The sequence below is a fragment of the Butyrivibrio hungatei genome (assembly GCF_001858005.1).
GTDB classification, from domain to species: Bacteria; Bacillota; Clostridia; order Lachnospirales; family Lachnospiraceae; genus Butyrivibrio; species Butyrivibrio hungatei.
The window spans coordinates 2,421,785-2,445,168 of the sequence record NZ_CP017831.1; the positions used below are offsets into that span (position 1 = coordinate 2,421,785).

20 protein-coding genes are annotated in these 23,384 nt (G+C 40.5%); 6 read left to right on the plus strand and 14 right to left on the minus strand.

From position 1 onward, the window contains the following. Window positions 1-125 precede the first annotated feature (125 nt). Window positions 126-968, plus strand: a complete 843-nt coding sequence (locus bhn_RS11220) for an AraC family transcriptional regulator (RefSeq protein ID WP_071176778.1) — start codon at window positions 126-128, stop codon at window positions 966-968. On the opposite strand, the gene bhn_RS11225 is transcribed toward bhn_RS11220, so the two are convergent. Continuing rightward, entirely contained in the window at window positions 958-2,577 is a 1,620-nt protein-coding gene (locus bhn_RS11225; protein WP_071176779.1) for an Mbeg1-like protein, read from the minus strand. The genes bhn_RS11220 and bhn_RS11225 overlap by 11 nt on opposite strands. Before the next feature lie 49 nt (window positions 2,578-2,626). Beyond that, window positions 2,627-3,547, minus strand: a complete 921-nt coding sequence (locus bhn_RS11230; protein WP_083385944.1) for a leucine-rich repeat protein — start codon at window positions 3,545-3,547, stop codon at window positions 2,627-2,629. Window positions 3,548-3,626: 79 nt separating this feature from the next. Here bhn_RS11230 and bhn_RS11235 point away from each other — a divergent pair, with 79 nt between their 5' ends. Further along, window positions 3,627-4,814 (plus strand): DUF362 domain-containing protein, encoded by a 1,188-nt coding sequence (locus tag bhn_RS11235; RefSeq protein ID WP_071176781.1) that lies wholly within the window; start codon window positions 3,627-3,629, stop codon window positions 4,812-4,814. A gap of 41 nt (window positions 4,815-4,855) precedes the next feature. Here bhn_RS11235 and bhn_RS11240 read toward each other — a convergent pair whose 3' ends face one another. The 5 genes from bhn_RS11240 to bhn_RS11260 form a co-directional block, all read right to left on the minus strand. Continuing rightward, window positions 4,856-5,758 carry a diacylglycerol/lipid kinase family protein gene (locus bhn_RS11240; protein ID WP_071176782.1) on the minus strand — a complete coding sequence of 301 codons (903 nt, stop codon included), beginning with the start codon at window positions 5,756-5,758 and terminating at the stop codon, window positions 4,856-4,858. A gap of 2 nt (window positions 5,759-5,760) precedes the next feature. Further along, window positions 5,761-6,960 carry a glycosyltransferase family protein gene (locus bhn_RS11245; RefSeq protein WP_071176783.1) on the minus strand — a complete coding sequence of 400 codons (1,200 nt, stop codon included), beginning with the start codon at window positions 6,958-6,960 and terminating at the stop codon, window positions 5,761-5,763. A gap of 25 nt (window positions 6,961-6,985) precedes the next feature. Continuing rightward, entirely contained in the window at window positions 6,986-7,474 is a 489-nt protein-coding gene (locus bhn_RS11250; protein WP_071176784.1) for a dihydrofolate reductase, read from the minus strand. Between the two features lie 61 nt (window positions 7,475-7,535). Then, window positions 7,536-8,387, minus strand: coding sequence for a thymidylate synthase (gene thyA, locus bhn_RS11255; protein WP_071176785.1), 852 nt, complete (start codon window positions 8,385-8,387; stop codon window positions 7,536-7,538). A 13-nt stretch (window positions 8,388-8,400) separates the two neighbouring features. Beyond that, window positions 8,401-10,005: an MBL fold metallo-hydrolase RNA specificity domain-containing protein gene (locus bhn_RS11260; RefSeq protein ID WP_071176786.1), complete on the minus strand. Its 1,605-nt coding sequence runs from the start codon at window positions 10,003-10,005 to the stop codon at window positions 8,401-8,403. Window positions 10,006-10,172: 167 nt separating this feature from the next. On the opposite strand from bhn_RS11260, the gene bhn_RS11265 reads away from it, so the two are divergent. Next, a complete protein-coding gene (locus bhn_RS11265) occupies window positions 10,173-11,318 on the plus strand; it encodes a DUF3048 domain-containing protein (protein WP_071176787.1) in 1,146 nt (381 codons plus the stop codon). Between the two features lie 15 nt (window positions 11,319-11,333). Next, entirely contained in the window at window positions 11,334-12,089 is a 756-nt protein-coding gene (locus bhn_RS11270) for a TraX family protein (protein WP_071176788.1), read from the plus strand. A gap of 1,147 nt (window positions 12,090-13,236) precedes the next feature. On the opposite strand, the gene bhn_RS11275 is transcribed toward bhn_RS11270, so the two are convergent. From bhn_RS11275 to trkA, 3 genes are all read right to left on the minus strand, one after another. Further along, complete coding sequence (locus bhn_RS11275) at window positions 13,237-13,821, minus strand: hypothetical protein (RefSeq protein ID WP_071176789.1); 585 nt, start codon at window positions 13,819-13,821, stop codon at window positions 13,237-13,239. A 114-nt stretch (window positions 13,822-13,935) separates the two neighbouring features. Then, complete coding sequence (locus bhn_RS11280; protein ID WP_071176790.1) at window positions 13,936-15,381, minus strand: TrkH family potassium uptake protein; 1,446 nt, start codon at window positions 15,379-15,381, stop codon at window positions 13,936-13,938. 3 nt (window positions 15,382-15,384) lie between these two features. Next, window positions 15,385-16,746, minus strand: coding sequence for a Trk system potassium transporter TrkA (trkA, locus tag bhn_RS11285; protein ID WP_071176791.1), 1,362 nt, complete (start codon window positions 16,744-16,746; stop codon window positions 15,385-15,387). Between the two features lie 141 nt (window positions 16,747-16,887). Between trkA and bilS the strand changes: the two genes are divergently transcribed. Beyond that, window positions 16,888-17,430 (plus strand): flavodoxin family protein BilS, encoded by a 543-nt coding sequence (bilS, locus tag bhn_RS11290; protein ID WP_071176792.1) that lies wholly within the window; start codon window positions 16,888-16,890, stop codon window positions 17,428-17,430. Window positions 17,431-17,462: 32 nt separating this feature from the next. Here the strand turns inward: bilS and bhn_RS11295 are convergent, their stop codons facing one another. The 4 genes from bhn_RS11295 to bhn_RS11310 all read right to left on the minus strand — a co-directional run bounded on the left by bhn_RS11295 (window position 17,463) and on the right by bhn_RS11310 (window position 22,242). Beyond that, on the minus strand, window positions 17,463-18,065 hold the full coding sequence (locus bhn_RS11295; protein WP_071176793.1) for a DcrB/PsbP domain-containing protein: 603 nt from the start codon (window positions 18,063-18,065) through the stop codon (window positions 17,463-17,465). Between the two features lie 13 nt (window positions 18,066-18,078). Beyond that, window positions 18,079-19,689: a hypothetical protein gene (locus bhn_RS11300; protein WP_071176794.1), complete on the minus strand. Its 1,611-nt coding sequence runs from the start codon at window positions 19,687-19,689 to the stop codon at window positions 18,079-18,081. Between the two features lie 72 nt (window positions 19,690-19,761). Then, on the minus strand, window positions 19,762-21,645 hold the full coding sequence (locus bhn_RS11305) for a threonine--tRNA ligase (RefSeq protein WP_071176795.1): 1,884 nt from the start codon (window positions 21,643-21,645) through the stop codon (window positions 19,762-19,764). A gap of 90 nt (window positions 21,646-21,735) precedes the next feature. Then, window positions 21,736-22,242 carry an SEC-C metal-binding domain-containing protein gene (locus bhn_RS11310; RefSeq protein WP_071176796.1) on the minus strand — a complete coding sequence of 169 codons (507 nt, stop codon included), beginning with the start codon at window positions 22,240-22,242 and terminating at the stop codon, window positions 21,736-21,738. A 151-nt stretch (window positions 22,243-22,393) separates the two neighbouring features. On the opposite strand from bhn_RS11310, the gene bhn_RS11315 reads away from it, so the two are divergent. Then, on the plus strand, window positions 22,394-23,380 hold the full coding sequence (locus tag bhn_RS11315; protein ID WP_083385948.1) for an ABC transporter substrate-binding protein: 987 nt from the start codon (window positions 22,394-22,396) through the stop codon (window positions 23,378-23,380). Window positions 23,381-23,384: the final 4 nt, after the last annotated feature.

Sequence of the window (23,384 nt, forward strand, 5' to 3'; positions counted from 1 at the left end):
TATTGCTTTAGATTGCTTTTTTATATAATATGATAATATCCATGTTTTACTAGATTTTCATTATATCAGCTTGCTATAAGATATCAAAATCTTGCTCATAATATTTTACATGAAAGGGTCCGGATATGTTATCCAAGGAAAAATACGTCGCCCCAAAATCTGATTACTATATCCACACTCCAAGTGCTTTAGCCAAAGAGCTTTTTCTCTATCCAACTGTCATTGGCAATTTCAGATACGAAGCAGGGTACGAACTCTATAGAAACAACTATACCAGTTTTCTTTGCATGTACATAAAACAAGGTGATTGTGAGATCACTACAGGCTCAATAAAATTGGCTGCAAAGGCCGGACAAATTGTTCTGATCGACTGCTATAAGCCCCATTCCTACAGATCTGATAATGGATGGGAGGCTGTGTGGTTTCACTATGACGGCAAGCTTGCCAGAGGCTACTATGACGCCATCACTAACAAGCAGGGAAATGTCATAAGTCTTGCTTCGGACTATAGATTCAAAAAATATCTTGATAAGCTCTATTTTTCATACAAAAATACAGCCCCAATAAATGAGACTGTAATAAATAACTGGATCATAAATATAATGACTGAGCTCATGGTCTCCAATCAGCTGACTGCCTCTATAGAGTCGGCTTCAGAGCCTGTTGAAGATGTTATTGCTTTTATTTCTGACAATTTGGATAAAGAGCTTTCTATTGAGGAGCTCGCCAAAAAGGCCAACCTCAGCCCGTTTTACTTTTCCAGGATTTTTAAGAAAGAAACAGGCTTTACTCCTCACGACTACATCATCACGTCAAAGATTGACCATGCCAAATACCTGCTGCTTAACACTTCTTTATCCAGCAAGGACATCTGCTACCAGCTTGGTTTTGGAAATGAGAGCTCTTTTTGTGCAACCTTCAAAAAGAAAACCGGTAAGACGCCCAGGGAATACAGAACTAATTTTTAAATCTGCTCCTGACTCTAAGCAAGTGGATCAGCTCAAAGACTGCATCTAAAAGAACAAATATCCCGCAGCTAATTGTGTACCACTCAAGTCCTACTTCAGGGCCGACCATAAGGTAGCCTCCATACAAAGTCAAAAGGATTCCCTGAAATGAATATCTTACAACTCTTAGTTTGTCATCCCAGCTGGCCTTGATGTTAATAAAGCACTGATAGGCACTTACAAGGAATATGACTCCAAATAGGATGCTGGCAAAAAGAAACAGCGCATCATCCTTAACTATCAACACTACATAGGCAACAATAAGGACTATGCTGACATTGACTCTGATCCTCTCTTTGCTGATATCCCAGTTTGATTTTCTAAGATGGTGGATTGTCAGATATACCTGATAAGCCACAATAGCAAAAATAGTAACTGCAAAGGCTGTCTTTATGAATGCATCCGGAATAAGGAAGCACAGAATTGCAAAAGCCACGCAGAATGCTATCCTGAATATCTTCTTTTTATCTTTCTTTTCCTCCATGGCCTTTCCAATAGAGGAATTCTTGATATCTGAAACCACGTTATCCTTAACGCTCTTTAGAGGATTTAGCCCCTCCGCATTGTCACCAAGTACAGTAAAGATAAGATTCTCAAAGGCCTTAGGGCCTTCCTTGGTAAACTCCTCTACAGTGACAGCGCCATTTTCACCCATGGTATCAAAGATAGAATTGACAAATGCCTGCCTGTCCTTTAGATCATCCATCTTTTCAATGAATTTATCAAAAAGAGTATTTATCTGCTCACTGGCTGAATCGTGCTCAGTAGTCGTCACCAGTCCATCACCACTAACCTGCCAGGTTAAGAGACTATGCTGCATCATCTGCGTGCCACTACTCTTAACTATGTAGTTCTCTGTTATCTTAGGTTCAAAAATCCCACCTACAATGCAGAATTCAGGGGTAATCCTCACACATTTATGATCAATCTTACTGACAAGCTCTGTATCAAGAACTTCATTGCAAAAACCAGGTCCATCATTTAGATAAACCTTTGCAACCTTATCAAGTTCTTCTTTTTCAAGATGTGCTACCGCAAAAAGAGCCAGATTCGCGCCTTTAGAGTGACCGGCCACATGACACTTTTCATTCCTAGCCAAAGTTCTTTTCAGATAACTGTAGGCCTTCTCCTGGGCAGGAACCTTCGTGTAACTGATCATGAAATCTTCCTTCCAGCCTACGATGGTGTCGTCAGTTCCTCTAAAAACTACAACAACCTCTTTATCAGAAACGTGGTAGGTCAAGGCTGCAAACTGCATGTTTGCTATAACGCTGGTTTCGTCCACATAGTTTGATATGACAACGCTGCCAAATCTCTTTGACTTTGCGCACTGCTCCAGAAGCTTTCTGTCATTCCTTCCGGAAGTTATGAGCCTGAACTTTACATTTTCTCCAAGTTCATCCCACACCTCTTTTATTGTGCGCTCTCTTTTTGATCCAATTCCTGTAAATGCCGGCGTCATATCTGCATAACCAAGGTGACAAAGGACCATTACATCAATTTCATTTAATGGTCTTTCGTCAAAAGAGATATCTCCACGCCAATTAACATAATCAATAATATTTGCCATTTTCTTCACCTGTCCCTGTCACAACTGATGAATAAAACTAAAGCTATTGTTAAAATTTAAATTCCAGTGCGCTGCTATTATCCTGGTGCTTATCCATAAGAGCTGCGCTTACAAGGGTAAGCCCCTTTTCTGTCGCAAGCTTAAGCCCATGATCTAAAGCTTCGTCTGACACCAGATCTTTACCATACTGGTTAAGTGCTCTTATGACACCTGTTGTATCAATCTCCTGGGAAGCTCTTTGCACAAGCCTCTCCAGAATATCCTTCATGTTGGCTCTGGCATAGTCTTCATAGATGGTTCTAAAACTATCATCAAGTTCGTTAGGGTAAATGAGTCTTCCCACTGCTATATCTTCGGAAATCATGTTTCCATCTATAAGTGCCTTCTCAAAGAGCTTGTCATATTCCCTATAGTTTATTTTACGCCTGTCTACGCATTCTCTGTAGGCATAGCCCGATCCGCTGATAGAAAACTGTATAGTCCTTGCCATGGTATTATCTGCAAAATCATAGACATACTCAGGGAAAGTCAGCTGAGAAGTCTCCTGCTGCCTATGAATAGTAAATCTCAAAGTCTTGTCGTTATCCGCAAGGAAATTCCTGATGACTTCATACCAGTTTCTTTTGATAGTAATATCAATGTCCGTCAGGCTGTCACACTGCCTGCAGACACCGTCGTAATAGTCATCAATGCTGTCGTATAGTGATATCTTGTAGAGATTTCTGCAATTGTGAAAAGAAAAACCGTAAAGAATCTTCACTGTCTCCGGAATCTGAACTGTCCTGATATCATTTCTTCCAGAAAAGGCGTGATTTCCAATTGCCTCAACGCTCTTTCCATCTATTTCTGCAGGGATCACCAGGTCTCTTACTTCACCTTCAAAGCCTGTGATCTGTATAAATTCATGATTATCTTTTTTGTGTTGTACTACTTCGTATGTAAATGGCATAGCATACCCTGTTTTCTTCATGATTATAGTATACAGTTAATTGTACATCTTATTGAAAATATGTTAAACTACCACCGAAATCATAGTCCAGGAGATTCCTATGTTTGAACCAGTTTCAGTAGAAAAATGCAGTTCCTACGAACAGCTCGAAATAAATAAAGCCCTTGATAACGCCATTGACGCAATTGGCGGTCTTGACTTTGTCAAGGAAGGCATGACTATCGGCATCAAGGCTAACCTTGTAGCAGCCATGAATCCAGATAAAGCTGTCACCACTCACCCAGCTCTTTTGAAAAGACTCTGTGAGCGCATTGTGGAACTTGGCGCTAGCGTAATTGTCGGCGATAGTCCAGGAGGTCTTTTCACACCTGCATTTGTAAAAAACGTATACAAGACCTGCGGTCTATATGAGTTAGAAGAGGCTTTCCCGGGGAAGGTAAAGCTTAATACAAACCTAGAAATAAAAGATGCTGAATTTCCTGAAGCTGTCAGCATCAAGACCTTTATCTATACTGCATGGCTTGATGATGTGGACTTTATTATCAATTTTTCCAAGCTCAAGACCCACGCCATGATGGGTATGAGCTGCGCAGTCAAAAACATGTTCGGCACAATCCCAGGCACCACCAAGCCCGAATACCACATGCGTTTCCCTGAAGAGAACGCCTTTGCAAATCTTATGGTGGACCTGAATGAGTATTTTAAACCGGCTTTGTATGTAGTAGACGCCATCGATGGTATGGAAGGTAACGGCCCAACTGCAGGTGAAAAGAGACATATCGGTCTTATCCTTGCATCCAAAAAGCCCTATGCCCTTGATATGGTCTGTGCTGACATAATTGGTCTTGGAATCAATGATGTTCAGACTATGAAGGTAGCCTATGAAAGAGGCCTTGGACCTAAGTCTGTAGATGAAGTAGAAGTTGTAGGGAGTGCTTTACTTCCAGATGTTAAGATCTCAGATTACAAAAAAGCCACCATCCATCAAAGTATCACCTTTGAAGGTGGCAGCGCATTTAATAACGTTAAATCAGCAGTTGTTAAGATCTTATTCTCAACCAAGCCTCTAGTCAGACCATCCGAGTGCATTGGCTGTAAAAAGTGCTTCGAAACCTGCCCAGCTCACGCCATTACCATGGTTACCAAGAAGGTTAAGGGGAAAGAAGTTCTTTTACCAGAGATTGATAGAAGTAAATGTATCAAATGCTTCTGTTGCCAGGAATTCTGCCCTAAGGGAGCCATGAAGGTCCATGAAAATCCTATAGGAAAAATGATAAATCGAAAGTGATTAATACCGCCAGCTCTAAGTTCATAGAGACTGGCGGTATTTTATTTAACCATTATTGATACTGCTTTATTTACTACTTCTATTGTGGTTTTCTTATAAGATCCACCGAATTCTCCATCCAATGTCCACTCAGTGGTTTCTTCGGAGGATAGCTTTACCTTTTTTACCTGTTTGTAAGTAAGATATGGATTGTCTGGTTCTTTAGTTGCTAGAGCAGCAATAATAGCATTGAACTCTGCCAGATTCTTTGGAGCCCTTATGAGCAATAGTTCCATCTGCCCATCATCCTGCTTGATATCTGTATCTGCAAAGAGTGTCATACCTGCAACTGACGCTGAATTACTAACTGCGCCAAAGATATAATCTCCTTCTTCCATAATGCCATCTGCCTCAATCTTCATGTGGCAGCTATAACCCAAACTCTGTGGAATCTCAGCCATAGCGCTCAGTACATAAGCAGCGTAGCCAAGAACATTTTTAAGCTCCTGATCTGTCGCATAGCTTACCTTTGAAAAAGCTCCAAATGCCGCCACATAGTTAAAGTAGTGGTCGTTCATCTTACCTACATCGTAGGTGTATGGTCTTCCATTTACTGCAATATCTATTGCTTTGGATCTAACACTCGGAATACCAAGTCCTTTTGCAAAGTCGTTGGTACTTCCTGATGGTACGTAGGCTAAGACAGGCTTTTCTTTTAATAGCATGACCTGGTTCATAACATGATTAAGAGTTCCGTCGCCGCCACTACACATAATAAGATCAAGCATTCCATCATATTCAGGAATAATGGTCTCAGATGTAAGCCCACTTCCTGGAAGTATCGGAAACACAACGGGTTCATAGCCTTTTTCTGCAAGCTTTGTTACTATTTCCAAAGTATCGTTGCCAGCCTTACCTGTTCCTGATGTTTTGTTTATCAGTACTAATGCTTTTTTCTTTTTCATTTTCATACAACCTTATTATTCATTATTGAATAAATATATTCATATCTATTGCTCCAACTATCATTATCTTTCGCTGTCTGATAGCCATTGTAAGCAATTGTTTCAAGTTCTTCTTCATTTTCTAGAAGACTTTTTACTTTTCCAGCCATCTGCTCTGGATTTCTTAGATCAAAGTAGATAATGTTCTGTCCATCCTTATATCTCTCACCAAGATAATCAGATTCATCTGTAACACATAATGCTCCATTTATCATTGAATCAAAATTTTTTTCACTACATCCATCTTTAAACCATGGAACAAAGCACAATGATATTTTAGATTCAACTACTTTGTTGAGTAGTTTTTCCGATGGGATTCTTTCATGTATAACGATATTATCAGAAAATGGCATGTTGCTATCTTCCCATCCATCACCGTATATTTCTACATGTACTCCCTCTTCATCAAGCGCATGCATTGCTTGAAGCTGAAATCTTCTTCGAACAAAATGCTCTATGTCATGGGATGCAGTCCTATATACATCCATTAGTTCCATTTCTGTTGCATGAATATTATTTGAGAGAAAAAACTCATTTATTACATATTCAGTGGTTTGTCGTGGATCTGATAAAAGCTGACTGATGCAGAAAGAATAAAACTCTTTTTCTCTACCAAAAATAACTGAAGGAACTGAAAAGCTTGAAATCTCTTCCTTGCAATTTCCCATATATATTACGTCATTTTTTCTTTTGTCCATCGGTATCTGTAACTCAACCTCTTCTCCTCCTTGCGGAACAAAGAATACTCTCGATACCTTTGAATAAAATATCTCACAGAAACCCACATGATTTCGGTCACAGCAAATTACATTCAATTCGCATTTAGGCTCAAACAATTCATCAAAGTAATACCTGGGATGATCAACTAAATATGTATAAACTGGAATGTTATTCTTCTTCCAAACATTTTCACCATTTTCAGATAAACTTATCCCAATATCATTGTAAGTAAACATTACACAGCCCTGTTGTCTAATATAGTCATCAAACTCTTTGCAGCTATAGGACTCTGAATTTCTTGTGTCTACTATATAGAAATCAACTCCTATTGACTTTAAGTAATCAATAAACCTATCAATCTTAAAATCTAGTTCATGATATCTACCTTTAAACAAAATTATGTGCTGCACCGTGTTTTCAGAAATTATGCTTTTCTCGCACATTGAAGTCAAATTCCTTATGTATTATTTATTTGCGTTTGTAAGTTCTATATGTATAGGTAATATCAAAATATACCTGCTCTTCGCTTTCATCTGCAAGCTCCCACTCAGGGTCCTCATCAAGATTTGGGAAGTAAGCATCTGCTTCGTATTCCTTGTCGATCATTGTAACGATGGCTGTATCGCACAGATCAAGGAAATCCGCGTATACTCTCTCTCCTCCGATGATGAATACATCATTGGTATCAAGATCATCTACAAGCTGAAGGAGCTCTTCTCTGCTGTGGGCAACAGCTGCATCTTTTACCTTGTAATCTTCTCTTGTAGAAAGAATGATATTATCTCTTCCTGGGAGCACAACCTGTCTTGGGAAAGTTTCAAGAGTCTTTCTTCCATAAACGATTGTCTTGCCCATTGTAATATTTCTAAAGTTCTTTTGGTCAGCAGGAATGCTCACAAGGAGCTGTCCTTTGTTACCAATTGCCCAATTGCTGTCTACTGCTACGATTGCCTGCATAAAATCCTCCTGTGTACTGATTATTAGCGATATCAGGATTTCTTCGCCTTCCTTATATCGCTCAAATGGCGATTGGAATATCTTTAAACTGTTCTCCAGCGACTTCATAGCCCTCAAGTGAAACGTCATCACGAGTGAACTTGTAGAAGTCCTTAACATCTGGATTTAAATGGAACTTAGGTGCTGGGAGAGGCTTTCTCTCAATAAGTTCCTTAATAAGTGGAACATGTCTGTCATAGATGTGAGCATCTGCAATCACATGTACAAGCTCACCAACATTCATATCGCATGCCTGCGCAAGCATATGAACAAGGACAGCGTACTGAACCACATTCCAGTTATTTGCTGCCAGAACGTCCTGTGATCTCTGGTTTAATACTGCGTTAAGTGTAAGTCTGTCCTCGCCCTTTTTCTGTGTAACATTGTAAGTTACGCTGTATGCGCAAGGATAAAGATTCATCTCATGAAGATCACTAAATACATAAGTATTTGTCATGATACGTCTGCTAAATGGGTTGTTCTTAAGGTCATAGATGACTCTGTCCATCTGGTCAAACTCACCCTCTTTATAGATGCTCTTTTGACCAATCTGATAACCATAAGCCTTACCAATTGAACCTGTCTCGTCAGCCCACTCATCCCAGATGTGGCTGTGAAGGTCATGGATGTTATTACTCTTTTGCTGATATATCCAAAGAACCTCGTCTGTTGCGCTCTTAAGGGCAGTTTTTCTAAGAGTCATGATTGGGAACTCTTTTGACAGATCATATCTGTTGACTACGCCGAATTTCTTGATGGTGTAAGCTGGTGTTCCGTCAGGCCAGTGTGGTCTTACTTTCTCCCCTTCTGTTGATGTTCCATTTTCTAAGATATCTTTACACATGTTGATAAAGATCTCGTCTGCTCTACTCATATTTTCTTCTCCCTTATTTGCTCCACTTGTCACAAAGTGAATTGATCTGATCGGCGAATTTTGCCTTGTCTTTATTGGTCATGCCCTCGCTCCTTGCGATGATGCCCATGAGTCTTGCACCTGCCGCCTTAAGTCTTGCATAAACGTCAGATACAAGTGCTCCTTCTTTCTTCTTTACTGGTACAGGCTTTCCTTCAACCAGGATGTTTCCTGATATGAGGTCAACTTCTGTTCCGCTATATGGCGCGTAGGTATCGTATCCGTGCTCTTTTCTAAGATACTCAGCAAAAGAGGTACAAACACTATCTTCACCATGAACAATAAATACCTTCTTTGGTCTCTTAGTGGTAAAGCCATCTATCCACTCGACAAGTCCGTTTTTATCAGCATGTCCTGATAATCCCTCAAGCTTGCAGATATCTGCCTTAACATCGATAGTCTCACCAAAGAGTTTGACCTGCTCTGCTCCATCTATGATTGCTCGTCCTGTGGTACCGATCGACTGATATCCTACAAAAAGGATCGTGCAGTCTTCTCTCCAAAGATTGTGCTTAAGGTGATGTCTGATTCTACCTGCTTCGCACATGCCTGATGCAGATATGATCACCTTTGGTTCAGGATCTTCGTTTATGGCTCTAGACTCTTCTGTGGTGATTGCCAGATTAAGTCCTGGGAAAGTTATTGGATTTATGTGGTTCTTAACAAGCTCCATGGCTTCTTCGTCGTAGCAGTCTGATTGATTAGCTCTGAATATCTCTGTTGCTTCAACAGCAAGGGGACTATCTACGAACACAGGAAAGTTTGGAAGTGACTTTACAAGGCCATCTTTTTTGATCTTTCTTATAAAGTACAGCATCTCCTGAGTTCTTCCTACTGCAAAAGAAGGAATGACTACGTTTCCGCCTCTTTTAAAAGTTCTCTCTAAGATCTCCGCAAGCTCTTTTATATAATCAGGTCTTGTCTCGCTATGAAGCCTATCTCCATAGGTTGACTCCATGACTACATAGTCAGCATCTGGAGTCTTCTGAGGATCTCTAATAAGTGGCTGATGCTTGTTTCCTATATCTCCGGAAAAGACAATCTTCTTTGTGACATTCTTTTCAGTGAGCCATACTTCTATGCTGGCTGATCCTAATAGATGTCCTATATCAGTGAAGCGTATCTTGACGCCTTCGCAGATCTCTATTTCCTTATTGTACTCACATGGAACAAAACACTTTATGGTCTTCTCAGCATCTTCCATGGTATAGGAAGGCTCCATAAGATCTAAGTCCTTAGTTCTTTTGGCCTTTCTGTTACGCCACTCAGCTTCCTGCATCTGAATATGTGCGCAGTCTCTAAGCATGATATCGCAGAGATCTACTGTAGCTTCTGTTGCATATATCTTGCCTCTAAAGCCCTTAGCATATAGAAGTGGAAGATTTCCTGAGTGATCCACATGAGCATGTGTCAGGAAAACATAATCTATTTCTGGCGCTGACACTGGAAGAGGAACGTTTTCAAAATAGTCTTTGCCCTGCTCCATTCCGTAGTCAACTAAAATGTTCTTGCCGCATGCCTCAATAAAATGGCAACTGCCTGTAACTTCATGATCTGCCCCAATAAATTTCAGTCTCATATTTTTGTCACCTCATGCTTCTAAGTATACCATATCTTGTATTATATAGCAGGTCAGAATACTATAAAATCCATTCGAAAATCGCGGAAAAATAATAGAAATTGGCATTTTCCATTGATATTTGGTACAATAGTTACTGATTTGATTTTAAAAGGGAGATTATTTTTATGTTTAATAAAACACATGGAAAAAAAGCACTTGCTGCACTACTTAGCATGACTATGATTCTTTCAGTTGCAGCTTGTGGTAAAACAGGCAGCAATACAACTGATGATGCTCAGTCAGAAGTTTCTTACGAAAAGATTGAAGCTAATGATGCAGCAACAGAGAGCACAACAGAAGAAGCACCTGCTGATGAAGCTTATGTTCTTCCAGATGACATGTACTTCAGCGAGCTTACTGGTGAGCCTATCAGCAAAGAGATCCAGGACCAGCGTCCTATCGCTGCAATGGTTGATAACGAGATCACAGCTCTTCCACACTATGGTACAGCTCAGGCAGACGTAGTTTACGAGCTCATGAACAGCACCAAGAATGACCGTATCACAAGACTTATGTGCGTAGTTAAGGATTGGAACAATGTAGAGCAGCTCGGAAGTATCCGTAGTACACGTCCTACCAACATCCTTCTTGCTTCAGAATGGAACGCAATTCTTTGCCACGATGGTGGCCCATACCACAACGATGCATACTTCGCAAAAGATTGGGCTAAGGACCATCTTTCAGGAGTATTCTCAAGAGTAAACAATGGTAAGAAGAGAGAGTTTACAGAGTACATCTTAAGCGGCGATATGAATTCTCAGATTGAGAAGTATAATATCTCAGCTACTTATAATGAGTTTGCTAATGAAGGTTCACACTTCAACTTCGTACCTTATGGAACTGAGATTAACCTCGATGAGAAGTATGACAGATCATACACAGCAAATAAGGTTTCTCTTCCTTTCAAGCACAACGGTTCAACTCTTACATACAACGCTGAAACAGGCATGTATGAGTACTCAGAATATAATGAGCCTCACGAAGACGAAGATTCAGGTGAAGTTCTTGCATTCAAGAACGTAATCCTTCAGAAATGTTCTTTCACACAGCTTGATGAAAACGGTTACCTCATCTACAACTGTATTGGTTCAGGTGAGAATGCTTGGTACCTCACAAATGGTGTAGCTAAGGATATCACTTGGGTTAAGTCAAGTGAAACAGCTGTTACAAAGTTCTATGATGAGAACGGTGAAGAGCTTCAGATCAACACTGGTAAGACTTACATCGCTCTTATCCCTGATGACACTTGGGATAAAGTAATCTTCGAATAATACGAGGACACGCAAATGCCTATAGATCTAAAACCTTATCGCAAAATTAATGGCAATGTTTTAAAGATCATCGCTTGTATCACGATGCTCATCGATCACATAGGCGCTGCTATCATTATTCCAGTTAATCAGGCAGGTCTTATTCCTGACCATGAAACTTTTGAAAAAATAAAAACAATATATAAAGCATGCAGATGGATCGGAAGGTCTGCCTTCCCCATCTTCTGCTTCCTTCTTGTAGAAGGTTTCATTCATACAAAAAGCAGACTAAGATACGCTCTTAGTCTGCTTTGTTTTGCTCTTCTATCTGAACTTCCTTACGACTATGCATTTGACACAGGATCTGATCAGTGTAATGTAATGTGGACTTTATTCATTGCATTTATTACGCTGTGGGGAATGGAATTTATCAAGAAATGGGTAGAAGATAAGAAACTTCCAACAGTCTTGTTCTATATGTTGTCTGGAATCTTGATGATACCTGCGATTCTATTAGCAGAATATATTCATTGTGACTACCGCGGCTATGGAATTGCTTTGGTGATCATCTTCTATTTCCTACGACCATTTGATTATGTGAATCTCATAGCAGGATTTCTCTTTATTTCACTTATGCCAAATGAATCCCATGCTTTCCCAGCATTTATCCTGATGGCATTCTATAGCGGATTACAGGGGAGGAAACTTGGCAAACTCAAGTATCTTTTCTACGCATATTATCCTGTGCATCTGACGATACTGTATCTGATAAGATATGCGCTGTGTAATTAGTTTGTGGAGGGACCAGCGACAACGGAAAGTGTTTTCAGACAGGTCCTTGCTCGGCGGGAACTACTGTATTAGAAATAAAAGGCTTGTAAACTCTGCGACATGCGCACTGCTTCGCAGCTACGGAGTTGACAAGCCTTTTCTTTCTAATACTAAGTAGTTAAGCCGAGCAAGGAGAGGTGAGCGTCACGCCGCAACGGGGTGAAGAAAGGGAGTTGGCACGCCTAAACGCACTCTCTCCCTGCAAATTTTACCTGCATTCACTCTTTTACTTAGCTTGCAAGTAATATTCTCAGCCTTTAGGCTCCATCCACCCGCAAATCTTTACCTGCATTTACTCTTTTACTTAGCTTGCAGGTAATATTCTCAACCTTCAGGCTCCATCCACCCGCAAATCTTTACCTGCATCTACCCATTCTCTTAGCTTGCAGGTAACTTTCTCGGCCTCCACGCTTCATTTCCTCGCAATTCTTTACCTGCAATTACTCTTCTATTTAACTTGCAGGTAACTTTCTCGGCATCCACGCTCCATTCACCCGCAAATATTACCTGCATTTACTCTTTCTCTTAGCTTGCAGGTAATATTCTCAGCTTCCACGCTCCATCTCCCCGCAAATCTTTACCTGCATTCACTCTTCCACCTAGCTTGCAGGTAACTTTCTCAGCCTTCCGGCTCTCTCCACCCGCAAATCTTTACCTGCATCCACTCTACTACTTAACTTGCAGGTAATATTCTCTGCCTTCAGGCTCCATCCACCCGCAAATCTTTACCTGCATTTACTCTTTTACTTAGCTTGCAGGTAACTTTCTCAGCTTCCAGGCTCCATCCACCCGCAAATCTTTACCTGCAATTACTCATATATTTAACTTGCAGGTAACAGAAGCTCGCTGGAGGGCCCTAGAACGCCCCGGCGAGCAAAAAACTAGCGGCCGCCAAGGCACTCCTACTCCTTAATTGGCTTAACTACCGGATATTTAAAAGGCTAGGGCTGTCAATCCTGTGCGAAGCACACCGCAAAGCGGCTTGGGATTGACTGTCCTAGCCTTTTAAATAAAATCCCCAGCGCCAATTAAGGATAGCGGGGCAAACAAAAACTCCAGAACAAGCTCATCACCTGCTCTGGAGCAAATATCTAAAACCTTCACTTGATCACTCAGTTACATACTCTGCCATAGCGGCCTGGGCACTACTGATATCAGTTGTTGAAAGAGTATAGTTCTGAAGTATGTTTGTCTCAAACTCTACACTACCTGCATCTATGACTGTCACTTCAGCATACTCCTTGTAACCAACATCCTTGTTACCTGTAAGAACGTATACGCTATCCCCCGGCTTAACGTCCATGGTAACTAAAATAGTTGCTGTTGTACTTAGTATTGCATTATTACTGAATTTGATCTTATATGTTCCAGGATAAAATGCATCCTGAATCTTTGATAAAGTCCCACTATATGGGAGTATTCCGTTTTCGTCGTAAACCGTAACTCTTTGTGTAAGCCTAACTAAATCTTCATCTTCCCCTGAAGATTCTGTAGAAGAACCGCTATCGCCATTCTCATCCTGTGCCAAAAAGTCTTTGAAGTTCTCTTCGGCGCTCTCACAATAAACGCTCTTAGAGTCTTCCGCATTGACATTTGAATCAGTCTTTGCATATATCACCGTTGCTGCAAAGAAACCTACCCCAAATAAGACGGTAGTAAGGACGATAAGCGCTAATTTTCTAGCTTTTGTCATCTTTTACCCACCTGTATAATATTTTATTTTCACAAAGCCTACTAAATATTATCACACTTTGGACACATTTATCAACAGAAAAAGTTATAAAAATTTTATATTTATTTTAGATTTTCATTTACTCCAAGTCTTTGGTTTTATCATTATGTAAATTGGCAACAGCTCAAGTCTTCCAGCAAGCATATCAAACATAAGGACAATCTTGGACAAATAAGAGAACTCTGAGTAATTACCCATAGGTCCTACCATTCCAAGACCAGGTCCGATATTGTTAAGTGTAGCTGCAACTGATGTAACTGTTGTCTGGAAATCAAAGTTATCAAGTGCCACAACCAAAGTTGAAGCGATAAATGTTACAACATAAAGTCCAAGATAAGCTGAAACAGATTTAACTGTTGTTCCCTCTACTGTATGTCCGTCCATATATACTCTTTTAACAGCCTTAGGATGAACAAGGTAGTTGAGTTCATTTCTAGCATTTCTGACCACGATAATGGCTCTTGAGAATTTAAATCCACCACCTGTTGATCCGGCGCAGGCACCTACCAAAGACAAGATACAAAGTATCATTTTGGAAAGCATAGGCCATTTATCAAAGTCCAAAGTTCCAAAACCAGTTGTAGTCATTACTGATGTAACTGCAAATAAAGCATGATGGAATGATAATCCAGCGCTGTCAAGCACACCAGCTCTATAGATATTAAGTGAAATAATTGCTGCAGCAATGAACATTACTCCAAAGTAGTACTTAACTTCATCAATAGCAAAAGCTTCCTTTGGCTTTCTGTTTAAAAGGAAATAGTAAACAGTAAAGTTAACACCGCAAAGCGCCATAAATACTATGATGATTGCCTGGCTGATAGTTGAGTATCCGCCAATACCAGCATTGTTAACAGCAAATCCACCAGTTCCTACTGTAGAAAAAGAAATAGTGACCGCATCATAGATTGGAAGTCCTGAGATAAAGAGGCAGATGATCTCTGCCAATGTGATTCCAAGATAAATAAGGTAAAGGATCTTGGCTGTGTCTTTTACCTTAGGAACAATCTTACCTACTACTGGTCCAGGGCTCTCTGCTCTCATAAGATGCATGCTATATCCATCAGCCATAGGTACTACAGCAAGAAGGAATACCAAAACGCCCATACCACCGATCCAGTGAGTGAAGGTTCTCCAGAACTGTACACTCTTCTCGATTCCATCCATAGAAGTAAGGATACTACCTCCAGTTGTGGTGAAACCTGAGATTGTTTCAAAAAGGGCATCAATATAATTTGGAATAGTTCCTGTCATAACAAATGGAACTGCACCAAGTAAACTCATAAGTATCCAGGCAAGAGCCGTGATAATAAAGCCTTCTTTGGCATAAATAACTTTACTCTTTGGCTTTATATGTGATCCCACTATGCCTATGATCAAAGTTACTACTATAAGCAGGAAGAATGACTCAGCACTGTCATATTCCCTGTAAACAAGGGCCACCAGAAATGGTAGCATCAAAAGACATCCCATTACCCTGATGATTCTAAATAAGATGTATCTGACCATCGAATAGTTCATTTTTTAGTTCTCCAGTATATCGCTTATATCTTTTAATCCTGTATTAATTGTTACAACGATTACAGAATCTCTTTCTCTGATAACGCTTTCTCCAGTAGGAGATATAAGTTCACCATAGTGATTTATAGCAGCGATCAGGATGCCCTTCTTGAGCTTCATCTGTGCAAGAGGAATACCGATAACTGGGCTGTCCTTGCTAACGATGAATTCAAGTGCCTCAACCTTCTCATCGTTGAGTCTGTAGAGAGCTTCAATATTGCCGTCCTGAGAAGCTGATCTGCCACGAACAAACTGAACAATTCTATCTGCTGTAATGTTCTTTGGATAGATGATACTTCCAATTCCAAGAGAACCAATGATATCGCCATAGTTAACTCTATGAACCTTGGTAATGAGCTTAGCCTTAGGGTTGATGCTCTTAACGTACATAGAGAGCATGATATTTTCCTCATCAAGGTTTGTAAGAGCAACAAAGGACTCTACGCTTGTAACGCCCTCTTCCATGAGCATATCCTTGTCGGTACCATCACCGTTAATGATAAGTGCCTGAGGAAGAAGCTCTGAAAGCTCCTTGCATCTAGATGCATCTCTTTCAAAGATTGTAACCTTGATACCAAGTGAAAGAAGATGGCCTGCAAGATAGTAGCTGGTCTCTCCACCACCAACAATGATTGTTGAATGAACCTTGGCTGTTGGAAGACCAAGTTTTCTAAAGAAGTGCATTGTATTGCGGCTTGCTCCGATGATAGTGATCTCATCGCCTGCGCGCAGAATAAAGTTACCATCAGGAATATAAACTTCACTTCCTCTGGAAACTGCAGTAATTACGACCTGTTTTTTTAGTTCAGGAGGAATATCTCTAAGAGCCTTGTCACAAAGCTTTGAATCCTCATCAATTACAAGTTTTACAAGCTCTGCCTTACCTCTAAAGAAAGTCTCAACCTTTGTGGCAGAAGGGAATTTGAGAAGTCTCTCAGCCTCATTTGCTGCTGCCTCTTCTGGGTTGATGACCATAGAAAGGCCAAGTTCTTCTTTGATGAAGTTAATCTCTTTCTTGTAGATAGGATTACGAACTCTGGCAATAGTGTGGCAATTACCAGCTTTTTTGGCTATAAGACAGCACAAAAGATTGAGCTCGTCAGAATCAGTAACAGCGATCATAAGGTCAGCGGTTTCAATTCCAGCATCCTTCATCATGGAGTAACTGGCACCATTTCCAACTAATCCCATTACATCATAGTTATTAACTACATTCTGGACTACACTGCTCTTTTCTTCTATGACAGTGATATCATGTCCCTCTTTGCTAAGCTGCTGTGTTATTGTTTGTCCTACATTTCCGCAGCCCACAACGATAATCTGCATAACATTCCTCCAAGTACTACATAAAAATACTAATTAATTATATTGACATAAATTGTTTTAATCAACTTTTTATACTTCTTTATCGGCATTTCATTGCAATAAATCCAGCATCTACCTACAATTAGAGTGTCGGAGGTGAAAATGATCACTAATCTCGTAGTGTATTCCAGCGAGACTGGAAACACAAAACTCCTTGCAGAGGAGATATACTATTATCTTCCTGATTCCACGGGCACTAAAGATATTGTCAATATTCGCTCATGGAATGGTACTCTTTTTGCCGAAAACTACTTCATCGGCTTCTGGATCAACCGCGGTTCATGCTCTCTCGAGATCATCGATCTCATTTCCTCTATCAAAGAATCAAATGTTGCTTTCTTTGGCACTTGTGGCCTTGGAAGCACCGATGATTATTACAAAAGGATCGAGCAAAATACCAAAGTCTGGCTTCCTGACAGCAACACCTTCCTGGGTTCATATTTCTGTCAAGGCAGAATGCCTATGGAAATTCGTGACAGATATGAAGCCTGCAGAGGCAAGTGCGACGATGCCAAGATTGATCATATGCTGGAATGCTTTGACAGCGCCTATAATCACCCTGACAGTCAGGATATATATAGAACCCACCAGTTCGTAGATAACTGCCTAAAAAAGGCTCCTAAAAAGGAATTTGCACCTGTATGACATATTCCTTAAAGAGCCAATTTTGTAGTGAATTATTTAACGTGAATAGTGGCAATGCTCTTTTCAAATAAAGCTTCGCAGTCATCATCTTCTGCTCGCTGATATGTTATAGTAAATGTTCTGTACTTTGAAAGAACAATTACAACTGTCTGATGGATCTTTTCTTCCCCTGATTTCTGATATTCAGAAACTATCTTATATCCCGGAAATCCATCAATCTCAACATTTTCAAAAGAAGTTACAGATAATCCCACATCCTCGCCATAAGCCTTGTTATAAGACTCAGACATGATCTCTAGATATTTATCTTTTGTGAGCTTTTCTGTATTATCAACTACTGCCTCAGCAATAGCCTCTGGATGTTCTTCTTTTTCCCTATTAGTCAGTACAATGTCATTGCCGTTGTACAGGACATTATAGGCGATCATTGATGATTCCATAGGATAGTTCCTGTTTAAAAAGAGATCTTTTTCCTCTCCCGGAACAAAATCGTTAGGTATTACAAATGTGCAATGATGCGCTTCTTTTAAATCCTCTTCCACCATAGCATTTGCAACACTTGAGTTAGATAGCGCTGCTACCAGTACAAGGGCAAATGTCATAACGCATCCTGCTACAATCTTAACCTTTTTCATAAACACTCCTAAATCACAAGCTTAGTTCAAATACGTCGAACCAGTATCTCTCCATCAGATAACTTCCAAGATTTTCTGATGTGATACCATAATCATTATACCATTCTTCAAGCAGTACTTCTCTGCTATTAAAGCTTCCCAGGAAAAGAACTTTTTTACCTGATAAAAGATAATTCTCAATATCTATGGAATCCTCAATAGTGTAGAGGCCAGTTCCCATTTCTTTTACCAAAGTTTCTGGTTCTGCGTAGTAAAGATATATACCATACTGATCCTCGGAATATGCACCGCTGTTGAGATAGTAATCAAGTAGTCCCTGCACATGGTCAAAGTTGCTGATGATAACAGTGTCCGGATCAAGGCTTGCAAAAAACTCCAGGGTCTTGTCCATATTTACTTGTCTGTACTCTTCATTGCCGATAAAGGCCTTGAAATCTACACACCCAACTATAACAACTATGACTGTAAAGAGACAATAGGATATCTTTAACACTTTTTTGGCAGAATTCTTAAAATATTCCCCTATGCCAATGGCCACAGCCAGATAAAAGCATCCAAGGGCGGGTATCATGTATCTGTTGGCAAATACAGGTCTCAAAAGGATCGATACCACGATTCCAAAGACTACAAGTACTGGAAGCACCAAAAATGCAAAGAACTGCTCGCAGCTTTCTATCTCTTTTTCCTTGATAAACTTCATAAATGAAAGGACAAATAGCGCTGCCACAAAAAGGAACATAATAACTGCAAGGACTACCGTCACCTTAGAATTACTAAAATATCCGCTAAATAGATATTTGATGACGCTACCAAAGGACCTAAGTCCCACAGGCTGTATCCAGTAGCTGCCGCTTACCTGCTTGACCTGTGATAAAAGAGCTGATATCCACGGAATATATGAAACTACCGTGAGATTTCCACAAATGATCAGCATTGCAAAGGCTTTGGCCCCAATTTTACCCTTGTGATCAGGATCCTTCATGTTTTTAAGATATGTGACCAGCATCCAAATGAAAATGATGCCATAAATAATGCCTACAGAAAGGGCTGCATAGTAGTGAGTGTAAGCAGCTGCCGTTCCGTAAAGCCACAGTGCAAAGCCGTTTCCTAGGTCCCACTTAGCCTTGCCTTCTAGCATATCTCTCATGAGATTAAACCCATGCAAAAGAGCTGCCGTCACAAAAAACAGTGCCCAGGTATACATTCTGATCTCTGTTGTGTATTCAGGAAGAGCTGGCATACTAACTACCATGAAGCTAAAGAGCCCCGCTGTAAGTAGTCCAAAGCGCTTTCTGATAACAGTCATGGAATAGATAAATAAAAGAATAAGAGGAACTATAGATACCATCTTGGCGATTATCTCAAGTGGAACTCCTGTGCCCTTACCAAAGAACACAAGAAAGCCCTTAAGTATCAGGTAGTAAAGAGGCGGATGGACATCTCTTGCTGTGCGGCTCACAAGCTCAGCTACAGATGAGTTTGCAAATCTCATTGAAAAGAGCTCGTCATACCATATGTCTGTAGACATAGATAGGAAAAATGAGCGTACAAGAAAAAAGCATGCCAATATGAACAGCGCCATGCCTATTATCTTATCTATGTTACCTTTAACTTTTTCTTTCATCTTTTCCTCGTAAATAGGCACAGCTTTTCGTTGCTGTGCCTATCAATAGTCTTACTGTTTATTTAATGTCTATTAAGCTTCGTATGAATCAATGAGCTCAAGTGGACGCTCTTCGTTCATCTTCTTGCACATTGCTACAAGTGCATCAAGAGGAACGTTCTGGATCTGCTTGTTAGAACCACGTACATTGATTGATACAGTTCCTTCTGCAGCTTCCTTGTCACCGATTACAAGAATGTATGGATCCTTGTAGTTCTTGAACTTCTTGATCTTCTCTTTCATGTTGTTGTCTGAGTAGTCAGCCTCAACACGAATACCAGCCTTGATAAGAGCTTCTTCTACCTTCTTGGCATACTCATTGTGCTCTACTCTGATAGGAACGATACCTACCTGATATGGGCTGAGCCAGAATGGGAATACACCCTTGAAGTTCTCGATGATGATACCGATGAATCTCTCAAGTGAACCATAGATAGCTCTGTGGATAACTACAGGCATCTGCATTGTTCCGTCCTGAGCCTGATATGTAAGGCCAAAGTTATGAGGAAGTTGGAAGTCAAGCTGTACAGTACCGCACTGCCATTCTCTTCCAAGAGCATCCTTGATCTGAAGGTCGATCTTTGGTCCGTAGAACGCACCATCACCTTCGTTGATCTCATATCCACCCTCACCGTACTTCTCGTCAAGGATTTCCTTAAGAGCTGCCTCAGCTCTGTTCCAAACCTCGATGTCTCCCATGAAGTCATCTGGTCTTGTTGAGAACTCAGCTCTGTATGTAACACCGAATGTTGAGTAAATCTCATCTGCGATTGCGATTACGTCTGCAATCTCTTCCTTGATCTGTGATTCCATTACGAATGTATGGTCATCATCCTGACGGAATTCCTGAACACGGAAAAGACCATTCATCTGCCCTGACTTCTCCTTACGGTGAAGTACATCGTACTCACTGTAACGGATAGGAAGCTCTTTATAAGAGTGGTTTGTTCTCTTATATGTCATCATGGCATTAGGACAGTTCATAGGCTTAGCAGCCATTGTGTCGTTCTGTTCACGATTGTAGATTACAGAGCCAGCCTGAATCTTAATGTTCTGTGGCTCTTCTGTAGGCTCGTTGATATTCTCAAGTACGCCTGGGATCTCAGCGTCAGCCTTAAGCCATCCTGAAACACCTGGTACCATGAACATGTTGTTTACATAGTGAGCCCAGTGTCCACTGATCAGCCAAAGCTTCTTGTTATTTACTAAAGGAGCAGCTATCTCTGTGTAGCCGTGTCTCTCCTGAACTTCTCTTGAATACTTAAGAAGTGCCTGGTACATCTTCCATCCTCTTGGAAGCCAGTATGGCATACCAGGTGCAGTTTCATCGAACATGAAAAGATCAAGCTCAGCACCGATCTTCTTGTGATCACGCTCTAATGCTTCCTGAATAAGCTTGATGTGCTTCTTGAGTTCATCTTTGCTAGGGAAAGCATAAAGATAAATTCTAGAAAGCTGATCTCTCTTCTCGTCGCCTCTCCAGTATGCTCCAGATACAGCCTTGATCTGATATGCTGCATTCATGAGTTCCTGAGAGTTCTCAACGTGAGGTCCGCGGCAAAGATCTACATAATCATCGCCTGTATAATAAACTGTAATTGTCTCTCCCTCTGGAAGATCATTGATAAGTTCAGTCTTGAACTTCTGATCCTTGAACATTTCAAGTGCTTCCGACTTTGAAACCTCTTTACGTGTCCAGTTCTCTCTTCTCTTGATGATCTCGCGCATCTTGTCTTCAATAGTCTTGAAGTCATCCTGAGTTACAGCCTTAGGAAGTACAAAATCATAGTAGCAACCATCGTCGATCTGAGGTCCGATTGCATACTGAACTTCCTTGCCATAAAGCTCGATAACAGCCTTGGCGAGAACATGTGCCAGTGAGTGACGATAAACTTCTAAATACTCTTCTTTATTCATTTGTTTTTCCTTTCGTGCTACCCCAACCGGGAGCAGCCTCTTTCTAATATAATATTTTAATTAAGAGCTATGTTTAATGGCTCAAAATTATCACTTATTTTTGCCGTGGCACTTCTTGTACTTCTTGCCACTTCCGCATGGACATGGATCGTTAGGATAAACCTTCTCCTCTTTTCTGATTGTGTGAGAAGCCTTCTCCTCTTTGTAAAGGGCTTTTCTCTTGTCCTCATCAAAGATTGCTTCCCATTCAGGAAGGTTGTAAAGCCAGTCAGCACCAGCATTTACCATATTCTTGTAAAGAAGCTCCTTGTCAAAGCCAAGGTTAACCTCTGTATCCTCTTCCATATCATCAATAGGGTTCTGCTCTTTCAAGCTGTCGTTGATTCCATCAAGGAAACCAACCATAGTCATAAGATCAACGCCGTACTTGTCAGCGAGCTCCTTAACTGTTCCCTTTACAACTTCATCAGGATTCTTTAAAAGAACTGCGTAGATATCACGCTCTTTCTGGAAATATTCTGTCCATAATTTCTGAAGACTTCCCTTATCTGCAGTCTCAGAATATGCCATATCACGCCACTTTTTTAATAATGCCATAATTACTACCTCTGTTTCTCAAATAAATTTAATAATAAAGAACATTTTAATATATTTGCAAAGATATGTAAACCGCATAAAATAGTAAGTGGTGATGAAATATCGTACTTAAAAGCAATATCAAAATCTATATCACCAGGGGGGAATAAATATGAAAAAGACTAGCTCTTTAGGCTTGAAATGTATCTTGTTACTCTTATCTTTGCTTCTTTTGATAGGTTGTCAAAAGAACTCTTCGGCTACATCTGACAATACCACAATCCGGGTAGCATCACTAAAAGGTCCCACAACAATTGGTCTTGTAAATCTCATGGATGAGGCTTCTAGAGAAGAATGTGAGCACTCCTATGAATTTACTATTTACACTCAAGGCTCAGACATCATGGTAGCTATGGCAGCCGGTGATATAGACATAGGCCTTGTACCTGCAAACGTAGCTGCAGTCATGAATAACAAAGTTGAAGGTGGCGTAGCTGTTATAGATATCAACACTCTTGGTGTTCTCTACTGCGTATCCGGCGATGATTCAATACATTCCATTTCTGATCTGTCAGGCAAAACAGTCTACACAACAGGTCAGGGCTCAACTCCTGAATACACCATAAGATATCTACTCGCTCAAAACGGCGTAACTGACTGCTCTCTTGAATTTAAATCAGAAGCCACAGAAGTTGCAGCTTTTCTAGCAGAAGATCCAAGTGGGGTCGCAATACTTCCTCAGCCATTCGTTACTGCTGCTCTTACTCAAAACCAAGAGCTTAAGATAGCTTTTTCTCTAGATGATGAATGGAACAAGGTAAACACTGATTGCCGCATGGTCACAGGAGTAACCGTTGTCAGAAAAGACTTCTTAGAAAACCACAAAGAATTAGTAAACGCCTTTATCAAAGACCACGAAGCAAGCACCAAGAAAGTATCTGAAGATTTGGAAGGAACTGCTGCCCTTGTAGTTCAGCAAGGCATCATAGCCAAGGAACCTATAGCCCTTGTCGCAATCGGCAACTGTAATGTCTGCTGTATCCACGGAAAAGAGCTAAGGAAAACCCTTGAAGGATACCTTAAAGTTTTATATGAGCAGGATTCTAAGTCAGTTGGCGGAAGCCTTCCACCAGATGAGTTCTACTATGTAGGCAAATAAACTG

Coding starts and splice junctions, on each gene's coding strand:
- bhn_RS11220 (WP_071176778.1), top strand. CDS start 126: ATGTTATCCAAGGAAAAATACGTCGCCCCAAAATCTGATTACTATATC.
- bhn_RS11225 (WP_071176779.1), bottom strand. CDS start 2,577: ATGGCAAATATTATTGATTATGTTAATTGGCGTGGAGATATCTCTTTT.
- bhn_RS11230 (WP_083385944.1), bottom strand. CDS start 3,547: ATGAAGAAAACAGGGTATGCTATGCCATTTACATACGAAGTAGTACAA.
- bhn_RS11235 (WP_071176781.1), top strand. CDS start 3,627: ATGTTTGAACCAGTTTCAGTAGAAAAATGCAGTTCCTACGAACAGCTC.
- bhn_RS11240 (WP_071176782.1), bottom strand. CDS start 5,758: ATGAAAAAGAAAAAAGCATTAGTACTGATAAACAAAACATCAGGAACA.
- bhn_RS11245 (WP_071176783.1), bottom strand. CDS start 6,960: ATGTGCGAGAAAAGCATAATTTCTGAAAACACGGTGCAGCACATAATT.
- bhn_RS11250 (WP_071176784.1), bottom strand. CDS start 7,474: ATGCAGGCAATCGTAGCAGTAGACAGCAATTGGGCAATTGGTAACAAA.
- thyA (WP_071176785.1), bottom strand. CDS start 8,387: ATGAGTAGAGCAGACGAGATCTTTATCAACATGTGTAAAGATATCTTA.
- bhn_RS11260 (WP_071176786.1), bottom strand. CDS start 10,005: ATGAGACTGAAATTTATTGGGGCAGATCATGAAGTTACAGGCAGTTGC.
- bhn_RS11265 (WP_071176787.1), top strand. CDS start 10,173: ATGTTTAATAAAACACATGGAAAAAAAGCACTTGCTGCACTACTTAGC.
- bhn_RS11270 (WP_071176788.1), top strand. CDS start 11,334: ATGCCTATAGATCTAAAACCTTATCGCAAAATTAATGGCAATGTTTTA.
- bhn_RS11275 (WP_071176789.1), bottom strand. CDS start 13,821: ATGACAAAAGCTAGAAAATTAGCGCTTATCGTCCTTACTACCGTCTTA.
- bhn_RS11280 (WP_071176790.1), bottom strand. CDS start 15,381: ATGAACTATTCGATGGTCAGATACATCTTATTTAGAATCATCAGGGTA.
- trkA (WP_071176791.1), bottom strand. CDS start 16,746: ATGCAGATTATCGTTGTGGGCTGCGGAAATGTAGGACAAACAATAACA.
- bilS (WP_071176792.1), top strand. CDS start 16,888: ATGATCACTAATCTCGTAGTGTATTCCAGCGAGACTGGAAACACAAAA.
- bhn_RS11295 (WP_071176793.1), bottom strand. CDS start 18,065: ATGAAAAAGGTTAAGATTGTAGCAGGATGCGTTATGACATTTGCCCTT.
- bhn_RS11300 (WP_071176794.1), bottom strand. CDS start 19,689: ATGAAAGAAAAAGTTAAAGGTAACATAGATAAGATAATAGGCATGGCG.
- bhn_RS11305 (WP_071176795.1), bottom strand. CDS start 21,645: ATGAATAAAGAAGAGTATTTAGAAGTTTATCGTCACTCACTGGCACAT.
- bhn_RS11310 (WP_071176796.1), bottom strand. CDS start 22,242: ATGGCATTATTAAAAAAGTGGCGTGATATGGCATATTCTGAGACTGCA.
- bhn_RS11315 (WP_083385948.1), top strand. CDS start 22,394: ATGAAAAAGACTAGCTCTTTAGGCTTGAAATGTATCTTGTTACTCTTA.